The organism is Geobacter benzoatilyticus (assembly GCF_017338855.1).
GTDB classification, from domain to species: Bacteria; Desulfobacterota; Desulfuromonadia; order Geobacterales; family Geobacteraceae; genus Geobacter; species Geobacter benzoatilyticus.
On record NZ_CP071382.1, the window covers coordinates 1,263,213 to 1,285,823 of the forward strand.

Annotated in this window: 17 protein-coding genes and 1 tRNA gene; 9 read left to right on the forward strand and 9 right to left on the reverse strand. The window is 62.3% G+C overall.

Annotation, left to right across the window (positions count from 1 at the left end; all coding sequences use genetic code 11):
- Positions 1 to 10 precede the first annotated feature (10 nt).
- A complete protein-coding gene (locus tag JZM60_RS05970) occupies positions 11 to 958 on the forward strand; it encodes a hypothetical protein (RefSeq protein WP_207164593.1) in 948 nt (315 codons plus the stop codon).
- 207 nt (positions 959 to 1,165) lie between these two features.
- Positions 1,166 to 1,241: transfer RNA gene (locus tag JZM60_RS05975), tRNA-Asn, on the forward strand.
- A 133-nt stretch (positions 1,242 to 1,374) separates the two neighbouring features.
- On the opposite strand, the gene JZM60_RS05980 is transcribed toward JZM60_RS05975, so the two are convergent.
- The gene (locus JZM60_RS05980; protein WP_207164594.1) at positions 1,375 to 1,557 is read right to left on the reverse strand and encodes a hypothetical protein; all 183 of its coding nucleotides are present in this window, start codon (positions 1,555 to 1,557) and stop codon (positions 1,375 to 1,377) included.
- A gap of 311 nt (positions 1,558 to 1,868) precedes the next feature.
- Between JZM60_RS05980 and JZM60_RS05985 the strand changes: the two genes are divergently transcribed.
- From JZM60_RS05985 to JZM60_RS05995, 3 genes are all read left to right on the forward strand, one after another.
- Positions 1,869 to 3,761: a potassium transporter Kup gene (locus JZM60_RS05985; RefSeq protein WP_207164595.1), complete on the forward strand. Its 1,893-nt coding sequence runs from the start codon at positions 1,869 to 1,871 to the stop codon at positions 3,759 to 3,761.
- A 153-nt stretch (positions 3,762 to 3,914) separates the two neighbouring features.
- Positions 3,915 to 4,127, forward strand: coding sequence for a hypothetical protein (locus tag JZM60_RS05990; protein ID WP_207164596.1), 213 nt, complete (start codon positions 3,915 to 3,917; stop codon positions 4,125 to 4,127).
- A 7-nt stretch (positions 4,128 to 4,134) separates the two neighbouring features.
- Positions 4,135 to 5,592, forward strand: coding sequence for a transglutaminase family protein (locus tag JZM60_RS05995; protein WP_241426384.1), 1,458 nt, complete (start codon positions 4,135 to 4,137; stop codon positions 5,590 to 5,592).
- A 4-nt stretch (positions 5,593 to 5,596) separates the two neighbouring features.
- On the opposite strand, the gene JZM60_RS06000 is transcribed toward JZM60_RS05995, so the two are convergent.
- Together JZM60_RS06000 and JZM60_RS06005 are read right to left on the reverse strand one after the other, a co-directional pair.
- The gene (locus JZM60_RS06000) at positions 5,597 to 6,904 is read right to left on the reverse strand and encodes a M16 family metallopeptidase (RefSeq protein ID WP_207164597.1); all 1,308 of its coding nucleotides are present in this window, start codon (positions 6,902 to 6,904) and stop codon (positions 5,597 to 5,599) included.
- The gene (locus tag JZM60_RS06005) at positions 6,901 to 7,962 is read right to left on the reverse strand and encodes a hypothetical protein (protein WP_207165512.1); all 1,062 of its coding nucleotides are present in this window, start codon (positions 7,960 to 7,962) and stop codon (positions 6,901 to 6,903) included. The genes JZM60_RS06000 and JZM60_RS06005 overlap by 4 nt, the downstream gene beginning before the upstream one ends.
- 188 nt (positions 7,963 to 8,150) lie before the next feature.
- Here JZM60_RS06005 and JZM60_RS06010 point away from each other — a divergent pair, with 188 nt between their 5' ends.
- The 3 genes from JZM60_RS06010 (at position 8,151) to JZM60_RS06020 (ending at position 10,090) form a co-directional block, all read left to right on the forward strand.
- Positions 8,151 to 8,606: a hypothetical protein gene (locus JZM60_RS06010; RefSeq protein ID WP_207164598.1), complete on the forward strand. Its 456-nt coding sequence runs from the start codon at positions 8,151 to 8,153 to the stop codon at positions 8,604 to 8,606.
- A gap of 72 nt (positions 8,607 to 8,678) precedes the next feature.
- Entirely contained in the window at positions 8,679 to 9,200 is a 522-nt protein-coding gene (locus JZM60_RS06015) for an NUDIX hydrolase (RefSeq protein ID WP_207164599.1), read from the forward strand.
- Entirely contained in the window at positions 9,197 to 10,090 is an 894-nt protein-coding gene (locus JZM60_RS06020) for an RluA family pseudouridine synthase (RefSeq protein WP_207164600.1), read from the forward strand. Before JZM60_RS06015 ends, JZM60_RS06020 begins: the two co-directional genes overlap by 4 nt.
- 37 nt (positions 10,091 to 10,127) lie before the next feature.
- On the opposite strand, the gene JZM60_RS06025 is transcribed toward JZM60_RS06020, so the two are convergent.
- The 5 genes from JZM60_RS06025 to JZM60_RS06045 form a co-directional block, all read right to left on the reverse strand.
- On the reverse strand, positions 10,128 to 10,646 hold the full coding sequence (locus JZM60_RS06025) for a BCAM0308 family protein (protein WP_207164601.1): 519 nt from the start codon (positions 10,644 to 10,646) through the stop codon (positions 10,128 to 10,130).
- A gap of 72 nt (positions 10,647 to 10,718) precedes the next feature.
- Positions 10,719 to 12,479 (reverse strand): diguanylate cyclase, encoded by a 1,761-nt coding sequence (locus tag JZM60_RS06030; RefSeq protein ID WP_207164602.1) that lies wholly within the window; start codon positions 12,477 to 12,479, stop codon positions 10,719 to 10,721.
- Between the two features lie 11 nt (positions 12,480 to 12,490).
- Positions 12,491 to 13,171: a cyclase family protein gene (locus tag JZM60_RS06035; RefSeq protein WP_207164603.1), complete on the reverse strand. Its 681-nt coding sequence runs from the start codon at positions 13,169 to 13,171 to the stop codon at positions 12,491 to 12,493.
- 72 nt (positions 13,172 to 13,243) lie between these two features.
- Entirely contained in the window at positions 13,244 to 14,149 is a 906-nt protein-coding gene (gene hslO / locus JZM60_RS06040; protein WP_207164604.1) for an Hsp33 family molecular chaperone HslO, read from the reverse strand.
- A gap of 162 nt (positions 14,150 to 14,311) precedes the next feature.
- The gene (locus JZM60_RS06045) at positions 14,312 to 16,684 is read right to left on the reverse strand and encodes a U32 family peptidase (RefSeq protein ID WP_207164605.1); all 2,373 of its coding nucleotides are present in this window, start codon (positions 16,682 to 16,684) and stop codon (positions 14,312 to 14,314) included.
- Positions 16,685 to 16,838: 154 nt separating this feature from the next.
- Between JZM60_RS06045 and JZM60_RS06050 the strand changes: the two genes are divergently transcribed.
- Positions 16,839 to 18,656, forward strand: a complete 1,818-nt coding sequence (locus tag JZM60_RS06050; protein WP_207164606.1) for a KUP/HAK/KT family potassium transporter — start codon at positions 16,839 to 16,841, stop codon at positions 18,654 to 18,656.
- On the opposite strand, the gene JZM60_RS06055 is transcribed toward JZM60_RS06050, so the two are convergent.
- The gene (locus JZM60_RS06055) at positions 18,657 to 22,595 is read right to left on the reverse strand and encodes a hypothetical protein (protein ID WP_207164607.1); all 3,939 of its coding nucleotides are present in this window, start codon (positions 22,593 to 22,595) and stop codon (positions 18,657 to 18,659) included.
- Positions 22,596 to 22,611: the final 16 nt, after the last annotated feature.

Here is a 22,611-nt window from a genome sequence, read left to right on the forward strand (position 1 = left end):
AAGATCCCCCATGAAGAGCGACGAAAGCATAAAGAGAATCATACAGAAGTGGAACACGCGCGCCCTGCCGCCGGAGATCATTGCGTTGTCCGATGCCGCCAGGCAACGTCATGACGGGGTTGCCGCCGTGCTTTTCTATGGCTCCTGGCTGCGCAGCGGCCGCGTGGATGAAGGGATTGCCGATCTTTACCTGCTTGTCGATGATTATAAGGTGGCGTTTAATTCGCGATTGCAGGCATTGCTGAATCGCCTGCTGCCGCCGAACGTCTTTTACCTGGAACTCCCTTATGAGGGGAGAACCCTGCGGGCCAAGTACGCCGTTCTGACCCTCGATGATTTTGCCAAAGGGACCGGCACGTGGTTTCATTCCTACATCTGGGGGCGTTTCGCCCAACCTTCCGGCCTGGTTTACGCCCGCGACGCGGAATCTTCCGCGCAGGTTCAGGATTCCTTGACCCGTGCTCTTTATACCTTCGTGGGGCGCGCCCTGCCCCAGGTTCCGGAAATCTTCACGCCACGTGAACTTTGGTGTGTCGGGCTGGGACTGAGCTATCGCTGCGAGCTACGGTCGGAAAAACCGGGCACTGCAGTTCGTCTCTATGACGCCGCTCCGGACTATTATGAGGCAGTTACCACTGAAGCCCTGAAAGCCCAAGGGCTTGCCGTCGAGCCAGTTGCCGGCCGGGCCCCCGGCAGTTATCGCACCCTGATTCCCCGGAGGGAAAAACATCTCAACACTCTTGGCTGGCACCTGCGCAAGGTGCAGGGCAAGGTGCTCTCCGCCCTGAGACTCCTCAAGGCTCTCCTTACCTTTGACAATGGTCTGGATTACATCCTCTGGAAAATCGAGCGGCATTCCGGGGCCCGCATTGAACCCGGCCCTTCCTTGCGCCGCTTCCCCGCATTGGCGGTATGCGTCACTTTCTGGAGACTGTTCAGGAAAGGAGGGTTCCGTTAAGCCTGCTTCGCAGCGCAGCGGGAAATTATATTCCCCGGTGTCAAAAGGAATGTTGTTGACATCTCCCGTGCGGGTGTGTTACAAGAATCTTCGCTTTTCGCTTCAAGATGTTTTTGGGACCTGAATTCAGTCACTTACTAAAGAGTGCTGAAAACTTGGACCAAGCAGAAAGCGCCGCAAGGCTAACAACTTGCGGTAAACCTCCGATCCCCGTTAGCTCAGTCGGTAGAGCAGGTGGCTGTTAACCACCTTGTCCGTGGTTCGAGTCCGCGACGGGGAGCCATACAAGGACAAAGCTGGGCACTCAAGGAAGTTGCCTTGACTTTGTTGACATACGAAGCGCGCCTGCCAGGGAACAATAGCTCCCAGGCAGGCGCGCTTTTCGTTTGCCCCCCTGATTTAGTCCTCCAGAAGCTTCAGGAGAGATTGTCCGGATCACCGCTCACATGGGGGAATCCCTCATGACGAACCTCATGATCAAGCTTCAGAATCTTGCCGCAAACGGCGCACAGATATTTCTCTTCCTTGGTTGTATAACTGCTTTGCTGACATTCCTCGCACCATACCCTGATGTCGCACGACTGTTCCTGAGCGCTCATGATATCTCCTTTCCTCGTCATAAGTGAGTGCCGACAGATCGCCATCCAGCGCATAGCATCAAAATGAGACGGTTTTTCGGGAAGTATAACTTAAGAACCGGATAGTACAACTATCCCTGATAACGCACGTGAATGAATCTGGGAATAGCTGTTGTGAGGTCAAAGAGTCGTCATGGCAAGAGGCCGGGCTTGTGATAACCTTTACCGGGCGTGGGAGTGAATGAAGGTTGCCACGAAAATCGGATTCACCCTGAAGGAGCGCTAGAGAAGGGCCCTGGCGGAGAGGGGCTTCTGGCCGGCGTTTCATAATCATGAAAATGAACAGCTCTCAAAATCAGAACAGATCCCAGCATGCAAGCCTCGTTATGGCCGCTTTGGGGATCGTCTACGGCGACATCGGCACGAGCCCGTTGTATGCCCTGCGGGAGTGTTTTCACGGAACGTACCCCCACCCGGCAACACCGGACAATGTCCTCGGTGCCCTGTCGCTCATTACCTGGTCCCTCATTGTCGTAGTTTCAATCAAGTATCTCGTTTTCGTTTTGAGGGCGGACAACCGTGGAGAAGGGGGGATTCTGGCCCTGATGGCGCTGCTCACTCCCTGGCGTCAGAATCGCAGGTTCTCGCAACGGCTAATCCTGGTGATCGGGCTCTTCGGAGCAGCCCTTCTTTATGGGGATGGCGCCATTACGCCGGCTATTTCGGTGTTGAGCGCCGTCGAGGGGCTCAAGGTCGCAACACCGGTTTTGCAACCCTATATCGTTCCGACAACCGTGACGATCCTGACACTTCTCTTCCTTCTCCAGCGCAGAGGTACCGCCCGAGTGGGGGCGCTCTTCGGCCCAGTTATGGTGGTCTGGTTCGCGGTACTCGCTCTTCTCGGAGTACGGGGGATTTCCCTGGCGCCCGAAGTGCTCGACTCTATCAATCCGCTCCATGGTTTCCGATTCATCATGCGGGAAGGGTGGGACGGGGTCTACGTTCTTGGTGCCGTCTTCCTGGTAGTGACCGGCGGCGAAGCTCTCTACGCCGATATGGGGCACCTGGGCCGCAGCCCCATTCGTCTTGCCTGGTTCTGTGGGGTGCTTCCTGCGCTGCTCCTCAATTACTTCGGGCAGGGGGCGCTCTTGCTCAAGAATCCTGCCGAAGCAACCGAGCCATTTTATCATCTCGCCCCTCCGTGGGCCCTTTACCCGCTGGTGTGTCTTGCGACCTTAGCCACCATCATCGCCTCCCAGGCGGTCATCTCCGGGGTCTTTTCCCTGACGAATCAGGCCATACAGCTAGATGTGTCGCCCAGAATGAGGGTGATACAGACATCGTCCGAGGAGATTGGGCAGATCTATATCCCGGCGGCAAACTTTGGTCTCATGACCATTACGATTCTCCTGGTATTGGGGTTCCAGAGTTCCAGCAGCCTCGCCGCCGCCTACGGAGTAGCGGTGTCGACGACCATGGTGATTACCACGGTCCTCGTCTGCTATGTCATGAGGAGGCTGTGGCGGTGGTCTGTCGTCGCCGCCGGGGGGCTCACCATTGCCTTTCTGGTGGTTGACCTGTCGTTCTTCGGGGCCAACATCCTCAAGTTGCTGAATGGCGGCTGGTTTCCTCTCCTTGCCGGCATTACGGTCTTTGTGCTCATGACGACCTGGCGGCGCGGACGGGAACTCCTCGCAACCCAACTCCTTGACAGTGTTACAAGTATTTCCAAGTTCCTGGAACGGACTATCGCAGATCCCCCCAACCGGGTGCCGGGAACGGCGGTGTTCATGGCGAAACAGAGTGACAGCACGCTTCCCATACTTCTTCACCACCTGGAGCACAACAAGGTGTTTCATGAGCAGGTCATCATCCTCAAAGTGGAAACCGAGGACATTCCACGGGTGCCGGCCGCGGAGCGGATTGTCCTCACTGACCTTGGCCAGGGATTTCACCAGCTCATAGCCCGCTATGGATTCATGCAGAGCCCCAATGTCCCGGTAATTCTAAGGGAATGTGAGCCGCTCGGCCTCGTGGTCGATCCGAACGACGTCACCTATTACCTGGGCCGGGAAACCCCCATCCCCACGCCGCGCATATCCGGCATGCCCCTGTGGCGCGAGAGACTCTTTAGCTTCATGTTTCGTAACTCACTCCAGGCAACCGCGTTTTTTAACATCCCCCCCAATCGTGTTGTGGAGATTGGCATCCAGGTAGAGATCTGACAGGGGACCTTGAATTGTTCATGACGAACCAGGGGAGGGCGTATTCCCGGACAACAGGGGGTCGCTTCAACCGCAGTCCAAGGCGTACATTGCCCCCATTGCCGATTTGTGCTATCTTTCCACTGATTTCATCACATTGCCAAGGAGCCACCCATGGAACTCTCCCTTGACGAGCAGAGACTGATTGCTGAATTCCGGCGCCTGAACCAGGAGGGGCGGCAAGAGCTCCTCGATTTTGCATCCCTGCTGCAGAAGGGGAAAGGCAAGGAGGCGTCCGGTGATGATTCCTCCCCTCGAAACAGTTGTACCCTCGACCGGAAAGCAGATCGCCCGGAAACGGCTAAAGAGCCGATTTTTACCGAGTAATCACCCCATGATGCGTTTTGCCCGCTCCCTTGTCTTAAGCCTTAGCTGTATTCTCGTCCTTGCCCTCGCTGCGGTTGCCGTCAGCGCTGCGACAAATCCGCTTCCACTGCCGGCGAAGCCTCCTCTCGGCGAGCGGTGGTTCGGCATTTTCCTGGGGAGCGAACGCACCGGCTTCGCCCACCAGAGTATCGTCCAGAAGGATGGAGGGTTCGATATATCAGTGGAGGGGAGCGTGAAGATGGTCGTCATGGGATTTTCCCGCGAGGCATCTTCGCGCGAACGGTATTTCGTGGGGCCTGACCTTTCCCTGAGGTCGTTCGAGGTGGAGCAGGTTCTCGACGGCACCCCCATGAGGCTAGCCGGGGAGGCAACTCCCAAGGGGATCAAGGTTGTTGTGGAGTCGGGAGGGTCGAAAAAAGAGAAGTTTCTTGCGGCCAAGGGGCCGGTTTATCCGCCTGCGGCCATGAATATCCTCCCTCTTCTGAAAAAAACCGCAGCGGGCAAGCGCCTGCGGGTTCAGATGCTCGATGTCGAGGCGGCAAAGCTGAAAGCGGTGACCGTTACGGTACTGGGATATGAGACCTTGCCGGATGGAACCCGGGCGCTTCACCTCCGCAACGACCTCTTCCCCCTGGTGGACAACGACATCTGGGTGGATGCGGCAGGGAACACGGTCCGTGAATCGGTGCGGGACGGCCTTGTCGAGACCGTTGCCGAGGATGGGGAGAGCGTCCGGCGGTTTATTGCGGATGCGGCCCTCTCCCGTCGGGATCTTGTCTTTGACTTCAGCCTGGTGAGGGTCGAGCCACCCATCGCCAAACCTGCCCTCCTCACCCGGCTCGTTATGGAACTGGACGGCATTCCCCCGGCCATGCCCCTAATTCAGGGGGGGGGGCAGAGTGCCCGCAGAACTGCCGGGACAACGGTGGTATTCACCATTGAACCCCTGAAGGCTGAGATGGCATCCGATACCGAAGCGGTTCTCCGCAGCTTCACCGAAGAATCTGACCGGCTCCCGGCGAAGCACCCCGACATCATTGCCCGGTCCCGGGAAGCGGTGGGGGAAGAGACCGATCCCCGCAAGCGGGTGGAGAAGCTGGTGCAGTGGGTGGCGGCTGCCGTGGAGGATACGGTTACCGATGCTCCCTCGCCCCTCGATACCCTTGCCTTGCGGAAGGGAAATTGCCAGTCCCACGCCCGCCTCTATGCATCACTCGCACGGGCTGCGGGGATTCCCACCCGCTTCGTCTCGGGGCTCGTGTATCTGGAGGGGAAGGGATTTCTCTATCACAGTTGGGCCGAAAGCTTTGTGAACGGGAAATGGCTCCAGGTGGACCCCACCTTCGGCCAGGTGCCCGTTGATGCCACCCATGTGAAGCTTGTGGAGGGTGAGGGCCCCGACGACCTGGCGGCCATCGCCGGGGTGGTGGGAAAGATCAAAGCGCGGGTGTTGGAAGCAAAGTAACGTCTTAGGATAATTCCCGGAAATCCGCCTCATACCGCTTGATTATGGCGGCAATCTCCCGCTTCACCGCCGCCTTCACCGGCCCCACGGCCACAAGATTGAGCCGCGCTGGTGAAAACAGCTCCCGCGCCGTTGCCATGACCGCTGCGGCATCAACGGCGCCGGCCTCGGCCTGGTCCTCTTCGATGCTTCGCATCATTTCCATCAGCTCGCCCCACCCGTAGCGCACCTGCATATCGAAAGTGGAGTCCCTGCTGTAATCCAGATCAAAGAAATACCCCTGCCGCACGCGTCCCAGTTCGTTTTCACCTACGGGTTCCGTTGCCAGCCGCAGCGTCTCGCGCAAAACCTCCGCAACCGCCACGGAGAGGTTCTCCGGGGCGGTGGCGAGCTCAATGGCGAAACAGCCGGTGTCGTCGTATGCCGCCAGTTGTGCATCCACCGAGTAGACGATGCCGAGGCGCTCCCGCAGACTCAGGTGCAGCCGGGAGCATCCGCCGCCGGTGAGAATGCGCCGCATGAGCCGTGCCGCCGCCAGCCGCCCGTCCTGCCGGGGGAAGCTCCGGAAGGCGATCTGTAGATTAACCTGGCTGTCGGAGTCTTTCACAAAAATGGCGCCGGGAGCTTCCTGGTTCTCGCAAACCGGTTCCTGACAGGGTGGGGAGGAGCCGCTCCAGCCTGCAAACGCGTGACTCACCGCCGTGAAAACCTCATCCGGGGAAATCTGCCCGGCCGCCACCACGACGGCGTTTTCAGGCACGTAGTGCCGGGCCATGTGATCCCGCAGATCTTCTTCGGTGAGGCCAGCGATGGTATCGAGATAGCCGATGGTCGGCATGCCGATTCCGTGGCCGGGCCACAGGAGGCGGCTCGCCAGGTTGTCGGGGTTGACCTCCTCGCCCTGCTCGTTGATGTCCTCCAGGGCCTCTTCGGTGATGATCTTTTTCTCGATCTCGATTCCCGAAAGGGCCGGGGAGAGGAGCATGACCGAAAGCAGCCGCAGCCCCTCGGCCACGTGACTGGGGTGCACCCTGGTGTAGTAGCAGGTGGTTTCGGCGTCGGTGGCGGCATTGATGCAGCCGCCGATGGCCTCGAAGTCGGCTTCCAGCTCAAGGCTCGATGGGTGCTCGGCGTTGCCGCGGAAGATCATGTGTTCGAGGAAGTGGGCGAGCCCGGCCTTGTCGCGGCTGTCGTGGCGTCCCCCCACCTTGAGATAGACGGCGATCTCCGCCGAATTGAGGTGGGGCATTTCCACCGCCACGACGCGGAGGCCGTTGGGAAGTGTTGTCAGATGTGGGGTGATGGTGGTCATTGGGCGTCCGCGCTGATTGTTCGGATGGCGTCGAAGACGGTGGCGTCGTATTTGTCCTGGGAGATGGCCTGGGCCACGGGGGGGATTTTCAGGAGCGACTTCACGAGGCCGAACCGCATATCACGGGGGAGAATGTCGATATAGCGGACAAGGTTCTCTTCCTGCTCCGGCCCGAGTTGCGGGTCGGCGGTCAGGGTGGCCACGACATCCCCCATGGTGGCTGCCTGCAGATCGTCCCGCTGGGCTTCCAGGCGTTTCCGCACGGTGTCCCAGTCGTTCAGGAGCTCAATGGCGGTGACGGGGCGGCGAACATTCTCGGCGCACCAGCGCAAAAAGGCGATGGCCGCCTCCTTGCCGACGATGCCGGCGTAGATCTCCATTTCCAGATCCTTCGGGAACCGGCAGTTCTTGCGGAGGATGCTCACCATCTCCCACCCCCTCTCGGTGGGTTCGGCGTCCATTTCCATGGGGTTCCCCTGGCTGGAAAGGAACATGGAGTTGGCGGCAAGGAACTGGCGCACGCCGGTGTCCAGTCCCCGGGATGCGGCATAGCCGGCCCAGCAATGGTAGTCGGTTTCCACGTAGAGCATCACCATCCGGTCGATGAGGGCCCGGTCAAGGGTCGCCACCTGATAGGTGCCGTCGGGGGGGTTGATGGTCACCACCACCTTGTGCCTGGTGTGAAGGGTGTGGGTGTGGAGCGCCCGGCGCATCCCCTCGGACGGCGGTTCCACAAACTGAAAAATGGCCTGGAGGGTATCCTCCTGCTGGGCGCGGTTCAGTTCGTCGCAGTGGATGACGGTTTCCGGATCGTCGTCGGCAGGCCACCAGCAGGGGCGCGACCAGTTCATTACCTCCCCCTCCCGGTAGGGGATGCCGACCAGGTCTCCCACTTCCATCTGGCCGAGGCGAAGGGGCATATAGCGGCGGTCCAGCTCCCGGCAGAGCTGGATGATGCCGGCGGTTTTTCCGACTCCCCGGTGACCCACCACGCAAGGGGTGAGGTCGGTTTTTGTCAGGATTTCCCGAAGGACGGTCTTCATCTGTTCAACATTCATGGCGTAGGCTATACCTCTTGTAATGCTCGAAATGCCGAGCTTCTCCGCTGCACCCCGGAAGCATAGCATTGTTACTGCCGCCAGGTCCATACCGACGTGGGGGAATCCGGTGGGAACGTCCTTGACACCATGGTGCCGAAGTGCTATAAACGCCCTCCCTTTCGGGGGAAACAATGCGAGGTGCAAGAATGATTGTCAGGAAGCGTTCAGCAGGAGATATTATCGAGGCAAAATGCACCCGGTGCCGGGCGGTGCTGAATCACACCATCGTGGCTATGGTGGGAGATATGATTGTCCGGGTCCAGTGCAACACCTGCGGCGGCCAGCACAATTATCATCCCCCCAAGGAAGAGAAAAAACCGGCGGAACGGTCTGCCGCCCAGCGGTCCGCTTCCCCCCGCACGTCTGCAACGGGGCGTCCCCGCAGGGAGCCGATCCCCCAGGGGCCATCGGAATGGGAACAGACCATGGCAGGGGTCGATCCGGAAACCGCCACCCCCTATGCCATGGACCGGCCGTTCCGCAACGGCGAGCTTGTCTCCCATCCCGTGTTCGGTGTCGGCATCGTATTGACCGTCATAAAGCCGAATAAAGTGGAAATCCTCTTCAAGGACGGCGCAAAGTTATTGCGTTGCGCCCTGTAATCCCCCTCTCCCCCTTCCAATCTTTCCCCCGTTAGTGATATGCTCACTTCATTTCCTCAAGAGGTGAGCCCAATGGATACCCGTAATCGAACCACCCCCTTCACGGGGCTTGTGGTCAACATAGAGCAGATGGAAGTGCGTATCGGCGACAAGGGGTGGCACACGTTCCAGGTGGTGCGCCATCCGGGAGGGGTCGGTGTTCTGCCGCTCCACGACGACGGCACGGTGACCCTTATCCGGCAGCTGCGCCCCGCGGTGGATGAAGCGTTGCTGGAGATACCGGCGGGACGCCTCGATCCCGGGGAGGAGCCTTCGGCGTGCGGCCTCCGGGAGTTGGCCGAGGAAACGGGGCTCTCTGCGTCCCGGCTCGACTCCCTCGACGTTATCCTCACCTCGCCGGGTGTCTTCGACGAGGCAATCCATCTCTACCTGGCCACCGGTCTTTTCCAGGGGGATGCCGAGCCGGAGGAGTACGAGGAGATTGAAGCGGTGCGAATGACCTTGGACGAAGCCCTCACCATGGCAACGGATGGCCGTATCCGCGACAGCAAGACGATTATTTCCCTATTCAGGGCCAAGGCGCTGCTGCCGTGATTCTAATCGCACGGGCAGGAACTGAAGAGGCGGGGATGCGGCTTGACGACGGGGCGGTGCGGCTCTTCCCGCAGCTTTCCAAGACCCGCGTCCGCAAGATCATCGACTGGGGGGGATGCACCGTGGCCGGCGCCATGGTGCGGGTCGCCTCCCGGACTCTGCGGGCGGGGGATGAGATCGTTCTCGGCGTTATGGAGCCGGAGCGCTACCGGGAGATATCCTACACCCGGGATGAGCTCCTCTTGGAGAATGCCGATTACCTGGCGGTGAACAAGGCCGCCGGTCTCAACTGCCAGCGGACCCCCTATCAGCTCAAGGGGACCGTGGAGCATGCCGTCGCCCTCTACCTGCGCTCCATCGGCAGCCAGGAGCCGGCAAGGGTGATCCATCGCCTTGACCGCGGCACCTCGGGGGTGATGATCTTCCCCAAGACAAAACAGGCTGCAGCCCACATCTCTGCCCGGCTGAAAGAGGGGCGGGTGGAGAAAATCTACTGGGCCATCGTGGCGGCGGAACCGGAATCGGAGCAGTGGGAGGTGGACGCCCCCATCGCCAAGGTTGGGAGCGCCCGCTACGGGGTGGCCACCCCCGGTCGGGAAGCCCGTACCCGCTTCACCGTCATCGGCCGGGGCGTAGGGGGCTTCCTCGTGGAGGCCCGCCCCCTCACCGGCCGCACCCACCAGATACGGGTCCACCTGGCCCATTGCGGGCTTCCCATCGTGGGAGACTCCACTTACGGCGGCGAGCAGGCCCCGCGCATGATGCTCCACTGCCGGGCCATGACGTTCACCGCGGCCGATGGGGGGCCGGTTGCGGCCGAAGCCCCCCTTGATGCGGCCTTCCGAGAGGCGTGCGCCGGCCGGGGCATACCGCTGGTTCCAGCCGCTTAACAAGAACGGGCGACAGCGGCGTCGCCCGTTTCCCGCGTCAGCGCGTCCAGTTCACCCGGACGAAACTCTCGTCTTCGCTCCACTGGAAGCCCAGCTTACCGCTGTGGGATTTATAGATTTCTTTTCCCAGCTTTTCCGCCAGTTTTTCGTGGGTCGTGCAAATGGTGAGGATTTTTCCCTCCTGGTCGATTCTCATGATCCTGGCCAGGGGGTTCTTGGCCCGCGCTTTCGCCTCGATGTTCTTAACGGCGTTCAGGATGACCTCTTCATGCTGGATGAGGTAGTCGCCGGAAAGGGTGATGACTCCGGCGGGATTGCCGTCCTTAATCCGCTGGCATGCGGGGCAGACCACCTTGCCCGGCAAGTGGCCGGCAGGGAGCTTCGCCCCGTCGTCACCCTCGCTGAACCAGCGCTTCCCCTGGAAGATAGCCTTGCACCCGGTGCATACGGCAGCTTCTTCCTTCCCTTCGGCAGGCATGTAGACATCGGTGCTGCGCGCCGTTCTCTTGCCATGCTCCTCAACGCCGAACCGTCCTGTTCCCCGTGGAGTTGCCATAGGCTTCACACCCCTTTCCCGGAAGACTTCCCGCCTTCCGCCCAATCATGCAGAATTATTAGCTTCAGCCTATCATTCCCCGCATGCGTCACCATAACACTCCACCCGGTTCCTCCCCTGCTGCTTGGCCCGGTAGAGGGCCTGATCCGCGGCATCGACCAGTTCCCGCGCCGTGGTGGCGTCGTCGGGGAAGGTGGCTATGCCGACGCTCACCGTCAGAGTGCCGCCCGGCTGGGTTTCCTGGAGGGGGAAAGGGTGATCGGCCACTGCCCGCCGCAGCTTTTCTCCCGCGATGGACGCCAGGTCGCGGTTGGTTTCGGGCATGATGACCATGAACTCTTCTCCGCCGTAGCGGGCCGCGATGTCCGAATTCCTGATGCTGGCGCTGAATAGCCCCCCCACCTCCTTCAGCACTTCGTCTCCCCGCAGGTGCCCGTGCCGGTCGTTATACTGCTTGAAAAAGTCGATATCGATCATGGCGAGAGAGCACTTGCGGCGGTAGCGGCGGGCCCGGGCCAGTTCGTGGTCCAGGCTCAGCCAGAACTGGCGCAGGTTGAAAAGACCGGTGAGAGGGTCGGTGAATGCCTCGCTGGCGGCAATCTCGTAGTTGCGCTTGAGGAAGTCGTAATTGAGCTTCTGGGTGATGAGGCTGCGGGCCTTGAGGAGGAGTTCCCCCATTTCGGAGGGAAGAACGAAGAATCCGTCGGCCCCTGCCTGGGCGCTTCCGACCTTGGCCGAGCGGTCGGGGTAAGAGGCGGTGATGATGACCGGAATCTGCTTGCTCCGTTCGTGGGCTTTAAGCCGCAGGCAGACATCGATCCCTCCTACCTCCGGGAGGGAGAGGCTGAGAATACAGAGATCGGGAGCCATGGATATCCCTTTGTCGAGGGCATCGGGGCCACTGGAAGCGGAAATGGTGTCATACCCTTCTTCCCGGAGCCCGGCCAGGAGAGGTCCGGCAACCTCCCCTTCGAGCCCGGCCACCAGAACCCGCGGCGTGCGCACCATGTGAACGGGCGGTCCCCCCTTGGGGAAGAGGACCGTGAAAGTGCTACCCTTGCCGGTACGGCTTTGGACGGCGATGCGCCCCCCGTGAAGATCCACGAAATGCTTAACCAGCGCAAGGCCGAGACCGAGGCTTCCGGGTCCGGCGGCCATCCCGCCACCCATCTCGAAGCTCTTGAATATCTGCCCCAGTTCCGTTTCCGGGATTCCCCTCCCCTGGTCTGAAACCGATACCTCCAGGTACCGCTCGTTCACTCCTCCCGGTGCCACATCCCTCAGGCGTATGGAGACCCGCGATCCCTTCGGCGAGAATTTGAGGGCGTTTGTGGCCAGCTCTTCAATGATGAAGGAAAACTTCCCCTCGTCGGCCGTAAGGATGCTTTCCTCGCCGGCGCTGCCGGCATCCAGGGCAACCCCCCGCTTTTCCGCCGCATCTTTCAGCCTGGCAATTACCCGGTCAAAGGCATCCTGTACGGCGAACTCTTTGGGGAGGAAAACCGTCATCCCCAGGTCGACGCTGCAAAGCTCCAGGACCCGTTCGAGCATCCGCTGGAGCCTGATTCCCCGAATTATTATGGTATCCAGGCAGCGGCGCTGGTCCGGGTTGATTTCCCCCATGGCGCCGTCACGGAGGCAGGAGGCGAAACCGACGATATGGTCCAGGGGGCGCTGGAATTCCCGTGACATGTGGGAGAGGAATTCCGATTTCACCTGGTTCGCCATGAAAAGGCGCTCGTTGGCCCGCTCCAGCTCTTCGGTCCGCTCCCGGAGCAGGCGGCGCAGGAGGTCCAGCTCCCGGGCGCTGACGATCTTCCGTGATCCGGCCATGGCTAACCTCGTCAGGCCACCGGCCAGCGGGTCGTGTGGGGGTCGAAGGGGGGCTCGCCGGAGCTCTGCTCCCGCCCCCGGAGGATTGCCCGTGCAGGGGCTCCGTCACCGCCGGCAATCTTGAGCGGGAGGCAGATGAGTTCGTACTCCCCCGGTTCCACTCCTGAGAGGTTGAGCCCTTCCAGGATTACGCTCCCGGCGTCCAGGAGCATCCGGTGGACGGTAACCCCGCTGTCGAGCCCTTCTATGGAGAGGTAATCGATTCCAACCAGCCTGACCCCTGCCTCGATCAGATAGGCTGCTCCGTCTTCGGTGAGATGGGCGAACTCTTCCTGGAAGCCGGGATGCTCCCATAAAAGGGAGTTTACGGTACGCAGAAGAATCCGCTCCTCTCCCCGCACCGGAAGGCGTGAGAGCTCGCGGCGGCCGATTGTGCGCTCCCCGCGAACATCCAGCACCCGGGCCTTTCCCATGAGAAGCGACAGGGGGAGGTGGTCCACGGTGGCGCCGCCGTCGCGGCAATGGCTCGGCACGTCCAGGTGGGTGCCGCTGTGGGTGGTCATGGTGATGCGGGTGACGTTGGCGGTGTCTCCCCGGGCGACTCGGGTGACCGGCTCGAAGAGGACTGCCGGGTCGCCGGGGTAGACGGGAAGGTCCGGGGAGAGGGAAACGGTGATGTCGTGGATAACCATGGGGAGCCTCCGCTGCGTGAGGGATTACTGAAAAGTATACCCGCAGCGGAGGGATTTGCGAGGGGAGGAATCCTACATTGCCGAAAGCCCGGCCAGAATCCGCTCCAGATCGTCGCGGCCGAAGTGGTAGCGCTCCCGGCAGAACTCGCAGGTTACCTCGGTCTCCCCCTGCTCGGCCAGAAGGGCGGCCAGGTCGTCGCGGCCGAGCGATATCAGGACCCGCTCGATCCGCTCCCGGCTGCAGGAGCAGACAAAGGCCAGGGCCCGCTTCTCCAGGGTATCGCAGGGTATCCCCTCGAAGAGATATTCCAGGAGTTCCTCGGGGTTTTTCCCCTGCCGCAGCAGCTCCGTAACCGGCGGCATCGCGGCGATCCGCTCCATGAGCTGGTCCACCGCCTCGTCGTTATGGGGGGGAAGGGATTGGATAAGGAACCCGCCGGCCGCCGCAATGGCGCCGTCGGGCTCCACGTAGACCCCGAGCCCAACCGCCGACGGCACCTGTTCAGAGTCGGTCAGGTAGTAGGCGAGATCTTCGGCTATTTCGCTGGTGTAGAGGAGGACCGTACCGGTATAGGGCTCCTTGAGCCCCAGGTCCTTGGTGACGGTGAGGAGCCCCGCGTTGCCGATGGCGGCGGCCACGTCCAGCTTGCCGTCCTTCCGCTGGGGGTTCACCTCCGGGTTTCCCACGCGCCCCCGGACGGCGCCGTTGGCATCCGCCTCCACGAGGATCTTCTGCAGGGGGCCGTTCCCCTCGAAGCGGAGCGCCACCCGCTGGCCGGTCTTCAAAAGCGCCCCCATGAGGGCGCCGCCGGTCAAGGCCCGCCCAAGGGCCGCCGAGGCGGTGGGCCAGGTGCCGTGGCGGCGGCAGAGCTCCCCAACGAGGCCGGTGGTGACGCAGGCCAGGGCCCGGATGCTGCCGTCCTTGGTGATGACGCGGACGAGGTAGTCGGTGCTGATCGTTTCGGTGCTGTTTACCATTGCCTATTCCTTATAAAAGCAAATCTTTAAAATCCGTTTGGCCACAGAGGACCCAGAGAAAAAACCAGAGGAAAAGCTTTCTCAAAGAAGAGAACCGGTTTTGGGTTTCCTCCGTGCACCTCCGTGCCCTCTGTGGTAAATGCTTTTCGTGCGGTTTTGGCCTTACACGAGCCCCATCACGAAGTTGAATTCGCTTGTCTCCGGAATCCCCTCGCCCCTTGCAAAGGCGTCGAGGATGGGGCGCCAGCGCTCCCGGGGGGCCTGGGAGAGGTCCACCACGAAGGAGCCGCATCCCGCCTCCTGGAGCCTGCTCCGGAAGTGGGTGATGGAGAAGCGGATCGCCGGGGTGATGGTGGTGAGGTCCCCCCGCACCGCCACCTCATACTCTTCTCCCCGGTCCGAGACCAGGGGGGCGTCTCCCTTCACCCCTTTGATGGCGACCCGGGTGGTCATGGCCGGGACCCCGCCGTAGACCAGGACCCGCCGCCGCACCGGCACCGGCGCGGCCAGGAGCGCCGCCATGTTCTCCACATCGTCCTCGATGTAGAGGGTGGCGGTCGTCACCCCCAGCTCGTGCCATGCCATGACGGCCTGGGTGTTGAGGGAGAAGAGGCGGTAGTCGGTGGCAAGTTCCACGTCCCGTCCCGCCAAGAGGGGGAAGTGGGAGAGGTTTGAAAGCTCGAAGCGCCGGAATCCCTGCCCCATGAGGAGGGCGATCGCCTCCTCGTAAAAGGGGATTTCAGCATCGAAGATGACAAAGGGAAGGTGCCAGATGATTCGCCCCTCGTCTCCCCGGAGCTTTCGCGCCGCGAGGTGGATCTGGTGAATATTTGCCCGGGAGACCGGGAGGATGACGGCATCGACCCCCTGCTGCCGGAGGATGGTCGTGTCCCGCAGGTGCTCGATCCGGACCGTTGCTTCAGCTTTCGTCTCCCGCCGCGGGTGGCCGGGCGGGACCAGGGAAGCCAGGGCCAGTTTCCGTGCCTCGGCCCGGTGCTTGGCGATCTTGACGGCCACCTGCTCGCCAAACCGGCGGTAGAAATCACGGCGGATATCCTTGAGCCGGGCCGGCGGGATGAGTACCGGCGGGAAGCCGGGGGCGGCGAGGCCCAGCAGTTCGAAGGGGGTCTCGCCGGTACGGGAGAACTGGGCCCGGAGAACGCCGGCCATGTCGCTGGTGGTGGAGGGCTCCAGAGGCCCCACGGGAAATTCGGCGGCAAACGTTGCCCCGGCGGCCCGGGCCACGATGCGCAGGGTCCCGTCGGCCAGGGAAAGCTCCAGGTTGCAGGGAATCTTTCCCGGTTTCACCGCGTCGAGGCGCTTCAGGCAAGCGTTTTCGCTCATGGTGAAGGCTGTTTCGGAGGAGACCTTGAAGACCGCGTCCCCCGCCTTGAAAGCGAAGGGGGACACCACCGTGACGATGCTCCGCTCCCTGGCCGATTTCACCCGCTCTTTTCCCAGGAAGATGTCCTTCACCGTGAAGGCCTTGCCGGCCATGTCGCTCTTGGGCTGCACCCGGATCCGATCCCCCACGAAGAGGCGGTCCTTGGTTTCGAAGGTGAGCCGGTCCCCCCGGACGCTTTTTACTTCCCCCAGGTAGCGGCCGGTGGCGCCCCGGAGTGTGGGGATGGCGATGTCGGTTGGTGTGTGGGAGGCCATGAACCCCTTGGTGGGGACCCGGCCGAAGGAGAGCTTCAGGATCTCCTTGGCCCGGGCGGCCGCTTCGGCGCGCTTGCGCTCCGGGGCGTCCAGGACGAGGCGGTAGGCTTCCACCACGCTGGCCACGTACTCGGCCGACTTCATCCGCCCCTCGATCTTAAGGGATGCCACCCCGGCGGCGGCCAGGTCGGGGATGAGGTCCACGGCGGAGAGGTCGTTGGTGGAGAAGAAGTATCCTTCCTTCCCCCGATAACGGTAATGGCGGCGGCATGGCTGGGCGCAGCGCCCCCGGTTGCCGCTGTGCCCCCCGAGAAACGATGAGAAGAAGCACTGCCCCGAGATGGCAAAGCAGAGGGCGCCGTGGATAAAGCACTCGATCTCCACCCCCGACTCCCGGCTGATGTGGCTGATGTCGTCGATGTGGAGTTCCCGGGCGAGGACCACCCGCTCGAACCCCATCTCGCCCAGCATGCGGGCACCGGGGAGGTTGTGGATGGTCATCTGGGTGGATGCGTGGCGTGCGAGCCCCGGGAAGTGGTCCCGGATGAGGCGGGCAACTCCCAAATCCTGGAGGATGACGGCGTCGGCCCCCATGGCCTCCAGGGCGGCGAGGGTATCCACAAGCTGCGGCAGCTCCCCCTCCTTAACCAGGGTGTTGAGGGTGATGTAGACCTTGCGGCCGAGGCCGTGGGCGTATGCCACCATCCGCTCCATCTGGGGGAGGGAGAAGTTCTTCGCCTTGGCCCGGGCCGAGAACTCCCGCAGCCCGGCGTAGACCCCGTCGGCCCCCTTCTCCATGGCGGCGAAGAAGGCCTCCAGGGAGCCGGCAGGGGCGAGAAGTTCCGGTTTTTTCGGCTGTTCGTAAGGTTTTGTCATCGGTCCAGACTACCCGAAGGGGGGCGGAAAGGTCAAGGGGATTGGCTCGGTGCTGAAGCCGGTTTGCGCTTGTGCCATGCGGTGTTAAGGTGGTATAAGGTGTGCCGGTTGCAAAACCCGGAGAATACCGGCTGAATCGCGGGGGAAACCATTCATGGAACACCACAAGGACGAATCATTCCTGGGGGGAATCGTTAAGGCCCTGGGGCTGGTATTCGGCGACATCGGCACAAGTCCCATCTATACCCTCACGGTTATTTTCACCCTGACGCAGGCGACCCGGGAAAACGTCTTCGGCATTCTTTCCCTGGTATTCTGGACCATGACGATCCTCGTCACCATGGAGTATGCCTGGCTCGCCATGAGCCTGGGGCGCAAGGGGCAGGGGGGGGAGATCGTTCTGCGGGAGATCATCATGAAGCTGGTGAAGACCGGGCGTCTCGTGGCCTTTGCCGGGTTTCTCTCCTTCGTGGGGGTGTCGCTGCTCCTGGGTGACGGGGTTATCACCCCCGCCATCAGTATTCTCTCCGCCGTGGAGGGGCTTCTCCTTATACCCGGCCTCGAAGGGCTTTCCACCGGAACCCTGGTGGCCATTGCCGCGGCCATTGCCATCGGCCTGTTCTCCGTGCAGTTCAAGGGCACCGACCGGGTGGCCGGCGCCTTCGGCCCCATCATGGCGGTCTGGTTCGGTACCCTGGCCGTCACCGGCATTGCTTCTGCCCTCTCCATGCCGGAGATTGTGGAGGCGATCAATCCGTGGCACGCGTTCACCTTCTTCAGGGAGAATGGCCTGGCCGGCTATTTTGTTCTCTCCGAGGTCATCCTCTGCGCCACCGGTGGCGAGGCCCTCTACGCCGACATGGGACACCTGGGCAAAAAGCCGATCGTCCGGGCATGGCATTTCGTCTTCGTGGCCCTCTATCTGAACTATCTGGGCCAGGGGGCCTTCGCCATCTCCCATCCCGACGCGAAGAACCTCCTTTTCGGCATGGTCCAGAGCCAGGCGCCGGTCCTCTACATCCCGTTCCTGATCCTCACCATCATGGCCACCATCATTGCATCCCAGGCCATTATCAGCGGGGTATTCTCCATCGTCTACCAGGGGATAACCACGCGGCTCCTGCCGCTGATGCGGGTGGACTACACCTCCCGGGAGATCAAATCGCAGATCTATCTCGGGGCCGTGAACTGGTCGCTGATGGTGGCGGTCATCTTCATCATGCTCGTCTTCCGCAAGTCCGAGAACCTGGCCGCCGCTTACGGCATGGCGGTTACCGGTTCCATGACCATCACCGGCATCATGATGATCATCGTCTTCGCCCATACGACGAAGAAGTGGCGGGCCCTGGTGGCTCTGGCCATCACCGTTATCGACGCCTCTTACCTCTTCTCCACTTTTTCCAAGATCCCCCATGGTGCCTACTGGTCCATTGTCCTGGCTTCGATCCCCTTCGTGACCATCATCATCTGGACCAGGGGGCAGCGTTCCCTCTACCACGCCCTCAAGCCCCTGGACCTGGAGACTTTCCTCCTCTCCTACGAACAGATCTACGCCAAGGGACCCATCCGGGGGACCGGCCTCTTCTTCACCCGGGAAACCGACGTGGTCCCCCCCTACGTGGTCCACTGCATCATCCGGAGCAACATCATCTACGAGCGCAACGTCTTCATCTCCCTCCTGATCACGGACGAACCCCTGGGTGTGGAAACCGAGCTCATCAAGGGAATCGGGCCGGGGCTCGATGCCTTCCGGATCGAGGCGGGGTACATGGAGGTTGTGGATATCGAGACGCACCTCAAGGCAAACGGCATCCAGGAGAAGGTCATCTTCTACGGGGTCGAGGACATCGCCACCCGCAACCCCATCTGGCGGGTCTTCTCGGTATTCAAGAAGCTCACTCCCAATTTCGTCCAGTTCCACAAACTTCCTGCCAGCCGCCTCCAGGGGGTCGTGACGCGGGTGGAGATGTAGTCACGGACTCTCCTCATGGACCCATCCGACCGTTCCCCCGTGGTCGATCTTGTACCAGGTAAGACCGTCCTTCTCCCGGGGGCCCTCCAGGGTAACGACCTCCGAATCGGCGGGGAGATACCCCCGTTTCACCCCATCCGCCAGGGAAGGGCGGTTGAGGATGGCGCTCGAAAGGGCCGGCCGCGCCCTGCGGTCGTCGGCCATGGCCTTCAACAGCATCTCGTTGGTGACGGTCTTGCGCCTGGTCTTGACTTTGGGCATGGCGAGCGTGGCGACCGGGCACTTCTCCTGGTATGTGCAGATGACCCGGAGGTTGTCCTCGATGCTGAAGGAGCAGCTCGGCTCATGGATGATCCGGCTCTTCATGGTATCGGTGTTGATGAACTCCCAGTGGCTGAAGAGGAGCTCGCCGTACTGGAGAGGAGCCGCGAGGGTGACGGGGGTCGCCCGACGGTAGATGCGGTAGAGGGAGCCGAAGCCGTCGGCCCGCTCGTTGATGTCCGGCGGCGAGCATTGGATGAGGGGCACAGCCCCCCCTTCGGCGCGGACGTCGAGGACGTGGCGGTTGGTGGCGACAGGGGTGGCGAAATTGAACTGCCAGGCGAGGAGGAGGCTCTCCAGGTCTGGTCCCCCCTCAACGTAACGGCGGAAGCGGATGCGCAGATCAGTCCAGGCCGCCGGTTTTGCCAGCTTTTCCCTGGTCTTGTCGTCGGTCTCCCGGAGGAGATAGCCGAGAAGGGCGAGGGATTCGCTGCTCGGCTTGATGGGTGAGAGCTGACGGTTGCTGAAGTGGTAAGTGGCCCCCCATATTTGCTGGGACGGCAGTTCAGCCCCTTCCCCCTGGCCGCTGCCGGCCGGGTGGCGCACTGCGTAGAGCCGGTCCCCGGAGCGGATGGTGCCGTCGCCGAGGGGCTCCAGGGTTATCTCCAGGGTTCCGCCGGCCGGCAGATCCCGGTCCCCGAAACCCAGGCCGGAGACTTCAATGTCGGCGATCTTGATTTTCTCCCGGTCGGGGAGGATCAGGCCGCTATCCCGCAGGTTGATGACCGCCTCTCCCGTGTCGTTCAGCTGCCGGATGATCCCGGGGGTCTGTTCGGCAGAGAGTCGCGATTCGAGCCGGATGGTGTACTCGGGGCGGAAGTCCTCCATGAGCTTGTGCTCGATGCGGCTCAGGTTGTCCCGGAAAATGGGCCTGAGCTGGTCGGCGAAGACCCCGAGCCTGGTGACATCCAGTTTCGAGCGGTTATCCCCCGCCTGTAGCAGGTCGCTGATCTTGTCGAAGATGTCGGTAAGCTGGTAGTTGGCGGTTTCCACCTCCTTGAGCACCGAGGTCTCGTAGGACTTGACCAGGTAGTAGAGGTACTTGACCAGGGTCTGCCGGGCCCGCTGCCCCAGGTCGCGGGTATAGAGCACCGCCTCGTGGTCCAGGTGGGCGAGGGTGTCCCGCCCCTGCCGGACCAGGGTTCCCATGGCGTTCAGGTTGGATGAGATTCTGCCGTAGGCGCCCCCCAGGGCCTGGAGGGTCTCATCCAGCTTTTCGGCGAAAGCCGCCTTCCTCCGGTTGAGCCCCTGGATCTTCTTTGCCATCTCGCCGAATTCCGGCGTCTTCGCCTCAAGGCGCGCCAGTTCGGCATCCACCTCGCTCTGGGGGACCCTCAGCCCCTTGAGTGCCCCTGATATCTCGGTAACTGCCGGCCCGATGGTTTTCCCCACGTGGGTAAGCTGTGCCGCCTTTTCCTTGGCCTTCTCCGCCTCGGGGTCGGGCTTCTTCTTGTCTGCCGCCTTGGTGATTTCTCCCGCTTTTTCATCCAGCCTGGCCTTGCCGTAGGTGGCCAGTATGCCGCCGAGCTTTCCGGCCGTGTCGAGGGGTTCAGCGTCGCCGGTGGCACAGTCCGCAATGACCGTGGCCATGGATCCCACGGCCCCCAGGGCCGGCTGCCCGTAGGGGATGACCGAGCAGATGGCGGAGAAGGTCTTTACCCCAAGGTTGATAAGAGCCCGGGTTTGCATTGTGTTGTGGGCTTGGGCCAGAAGGCGCTCCCTGAGGGCTGCCAGATCATTGTTCATGGTAGAGAGCTCGTGGCTGAGGCTGTAGATCCGGTCGTTGATCTCCCGGAGACCCTTTTCCGCTGCCTGGACCTCCCTGACCGCGGCTGCGGCGTCTTTGTCCAGTTCCAGGATGGCGCTCTGCATGGCTGCCGCGGCGTTTTCCGCTCGGACTCCCTCCTGGCTGATCCAGCTCACCAGCACGAGGGTCCTGAGGGCGTCGGTGATTTCGTTCTCGTATAGCTGAAGGTTTGCCTGCAGGGAGAGAATCGGTGTCCAGCCGGCCGGATTGCCATAGTAGTCCAGGTGGCTTTCCAGACGGTGAAGGAGCGTTGCCGCCTCCGCCTGGGCGGCGTAATACCGGGACAGCTCGAACTCCGTTCCCCAACCGGTCTGGGCCGGCGGTTCCAACGCGAGGGCATCCCGGTAGTCGGCAAGTATGGCCGCCACGGTTTCCCGGTCTTCGGCCAGGTAGGCGTCCCGCACGAACTGCAGTACGGTCTGGAGCTGGAGTGGGTGGAGCCAGGCGTTGGGGCACGCGATTACGGCAGGTGCCGGCTGGCTTCCCTTCGGCTTTGCCGCCCGGGGAGCCGGGCAGGATTTCCCGGCGCCGGTGGTCTCCGGCTTGCCGATAATTTTAGGCTGGGCGCCGTCGAGGTGGGCGCCTGTGAAGAGATTGTACCAGGTGGTCACCTCGTACTGGGCGCTCGTCATGGGATAGCCGGCCCTGCCGCCATGGACGTCAACGCCCGGATTGCCTGCGGTGCCGCCGCTGTTGTCCACGAAGGGGGCGAGGTCCCGGTTTGCGGTGAAGACGCCGCCGTCGCCACCGTCACCCGGCATGCCGGCGGGGAGGGCGTCCAGGCCGGAGGTGGGGAAGCTGGGTGCCCCCCAGGTCTTCTGCTGGTCAAAGGCGGCCCACTTGTAGTGCCACTTCCAGTAAACGGCCGGCGGGTCGAAATTGACACTGAGGGATCTCCCGTCGCAGATGAAGGTCTGTCCATAGATGTAGGAGCGGTCCACCCCGTCAGGGCCGTTTTCACCCAGGCCGGCATGCTGGCCGTTCCCCCCCACCATGACGAACCGCGGCAGGGTGGCGGTTTCCGGTGGTACCCGGATGGTGTGGAGGTAGGCCGTCACGTTTCCGGCCTGCCGCCCCGGCCGGCCGTTTCCCCCCGGCGTGTTGGTGGCCCGCTGGGCATCGGGGGCCTTTTCCAGGGCGTAGGCCAGGGGGGAGGTGTTGATGCGCCCCGGATCCCCCTCAGCATCCTCGAAGATCAACTCCCGGACGAAGATGTTCACCTCGGTCCCGGGGAGCGACAGCTCGCCCCTGATGACGAGCTGGTCGGCACAGAGGGTGAGCCTCCTGACCGTATCCTTCGGGTCCGGCGCATCCGGAAGTTTATGGCTCCGGTCAACGCTGTAGGAGGCATGGAGGGAGTTGGCGTCGCCGGAGCGGTCGAAGACCACCCGCATCCCCGTCACCAGGTGATCCTCGGAACCGTCGGCGTTGGGCTTAACGGTTCGGTGGAGGTAGAGGGAGCTGGCCGGATCGGGCTGTGCCGGATGGCTGGCGATGTAATCCCGCTCGGCCGGCAAGCGGGGGACCGGGGTGATGACGACGCCCTGGCTGACGGGTTCCCCCCGGCGCGTGCCGGAGAAAGTTACCGTGAAGGGAGCCTTGTCCCCCTCTCCGGCTTCATAGGAGAAGGCCCCGCTGACGGGATCGAAGCTGATGGGCCCAGCCGGATGGCGGTCGACGGCCATTGCGGGGGTAGGATCGGCATCGAGAGTGCCGGTATCGATGCGAAACGCCAGGGGCGTATCGGCCCAGGCGGGAAGATCGGGAATACCTCCCACCTCGTAAACCATCTCTTGAGCAGTCCTTGCCATTGGTGCCTCCTTTTTC

Excerpts from the sequence above, each read along its gene's own strand:
- JZM60_RS05980 (WP_207164594.1), bottom strand. The coding sequence starts at position 1,557 with ATGAGCGCTCAGGAACAGTCGTGCGACATCAGGGTATGGTGCGAGGAA.
- JZM60_RS06035 (WP_207164603.1), bottom strand. The coding sequence starts at position 13,171 with ATGGTTATCCACGACATCACCGTTTCCCTCTCCCCGGACCTTCCCGTC.
- hslO (WP_207164604.1), bottom strand. The coding sequence starts at position 14,149 with ATGGTAAACAGCACCGAAACGATCAGCACCGACTACCTCGTCCGCGTC.
- JZM60_RS06000 (WP_207164597.1), bottom strand. The coding sequence starts at position 6,904 with ATGACCACCATCACCCCACATCTGACAACACTTCCCAACGGCCTCCGC.
- JZM60_RS05985 (WP_207164595.1), top strand. The coding sequence starts at position 1,869 with ATGAAAATGAACAGCTCTCAAAATCAGAACAGATCCCAGCATGCAAGC.
- JZM60_RS06050 (WP_207164606.1), top strand. The coding sequence starts at position 16,839 with ATGGAACACCACAAGGACGAATCATTCCTGGGGGGAATCGTTAAGGCC.
- JZM60_RS05990 (WP_207164596.1), top strand. The coding sequence starts at position 3,915 with ATGGAACTCTCCCTTGACGAGCAGAGACTGATTGCTGAATTCCGGCGC.
- JZM60_RS06045 (WP_207164605.1), bottom strand. The coding sequence starts at position 16,684 with ATGACAAAACCTTACGAACAGCCGAAAAAACCGGAACTTCTCGCCCCT.
- JZM60_RS06005 (WP_207165512.1), bottom strand. The coding sequence starts at position 7,962 with ATGAATGTTGAACAGATGAAGACCGTCCTTCGGGAAATCCTGACAAAA.
- JZM60_RS06010 (WP_207164598.1), top strand. The coding sequence starts at position 8,151 with ATGATTGTCAGGAAGCGTTCAGCAGGAGATATTATCGAGGCAAAATGC.
- JZM60_RS05970 (WP_207164593.1), top strand. The coding sequence starts at position 11 with ATGAAGAGCGACGAAAGCATAAAGAGAATCATACAGAAGTGGAACACG.
- JZM60_RS06025 (WP_207164601.1), bottom strand. The coding sequence starts at position 10,646 with ATGGCAACTCCACGGGGAACAGGACGGTTCGGCGTTGAGGAGCATGGC.
- JZM60_RS05995 (WP_241426384.1), top strand. The coding sequence starts at position 4,135 with ATGATGCGTTTTGCCCGCTCCCTTGTCTTAAGCCTTAGCTGTATTCTC.
- JZM60_RS06055 (WP_207164607.1), bottom strand. The coding sequence starts at position 22,595 with ATGGCAAGGACTGCTCAAGAGATGGTTTACGAGGTGGGAGGTATTCCC.
- JZM60_RS06015 (WP_207164599.1), top strand. The coding sequence starts at position 8,679 with ATGGATACCCGTAATCGAACCACCCCCTTCACGGGGCTTGTGGTCAAC.
- JZM60_RS06030 (WP_207164602.1), bottom strand. The coding sequence starts at position 12,479 with ATGGCCGGATCACGGAAGATCGTCAGCGCCCGGGAGCTGGACCTCCTG.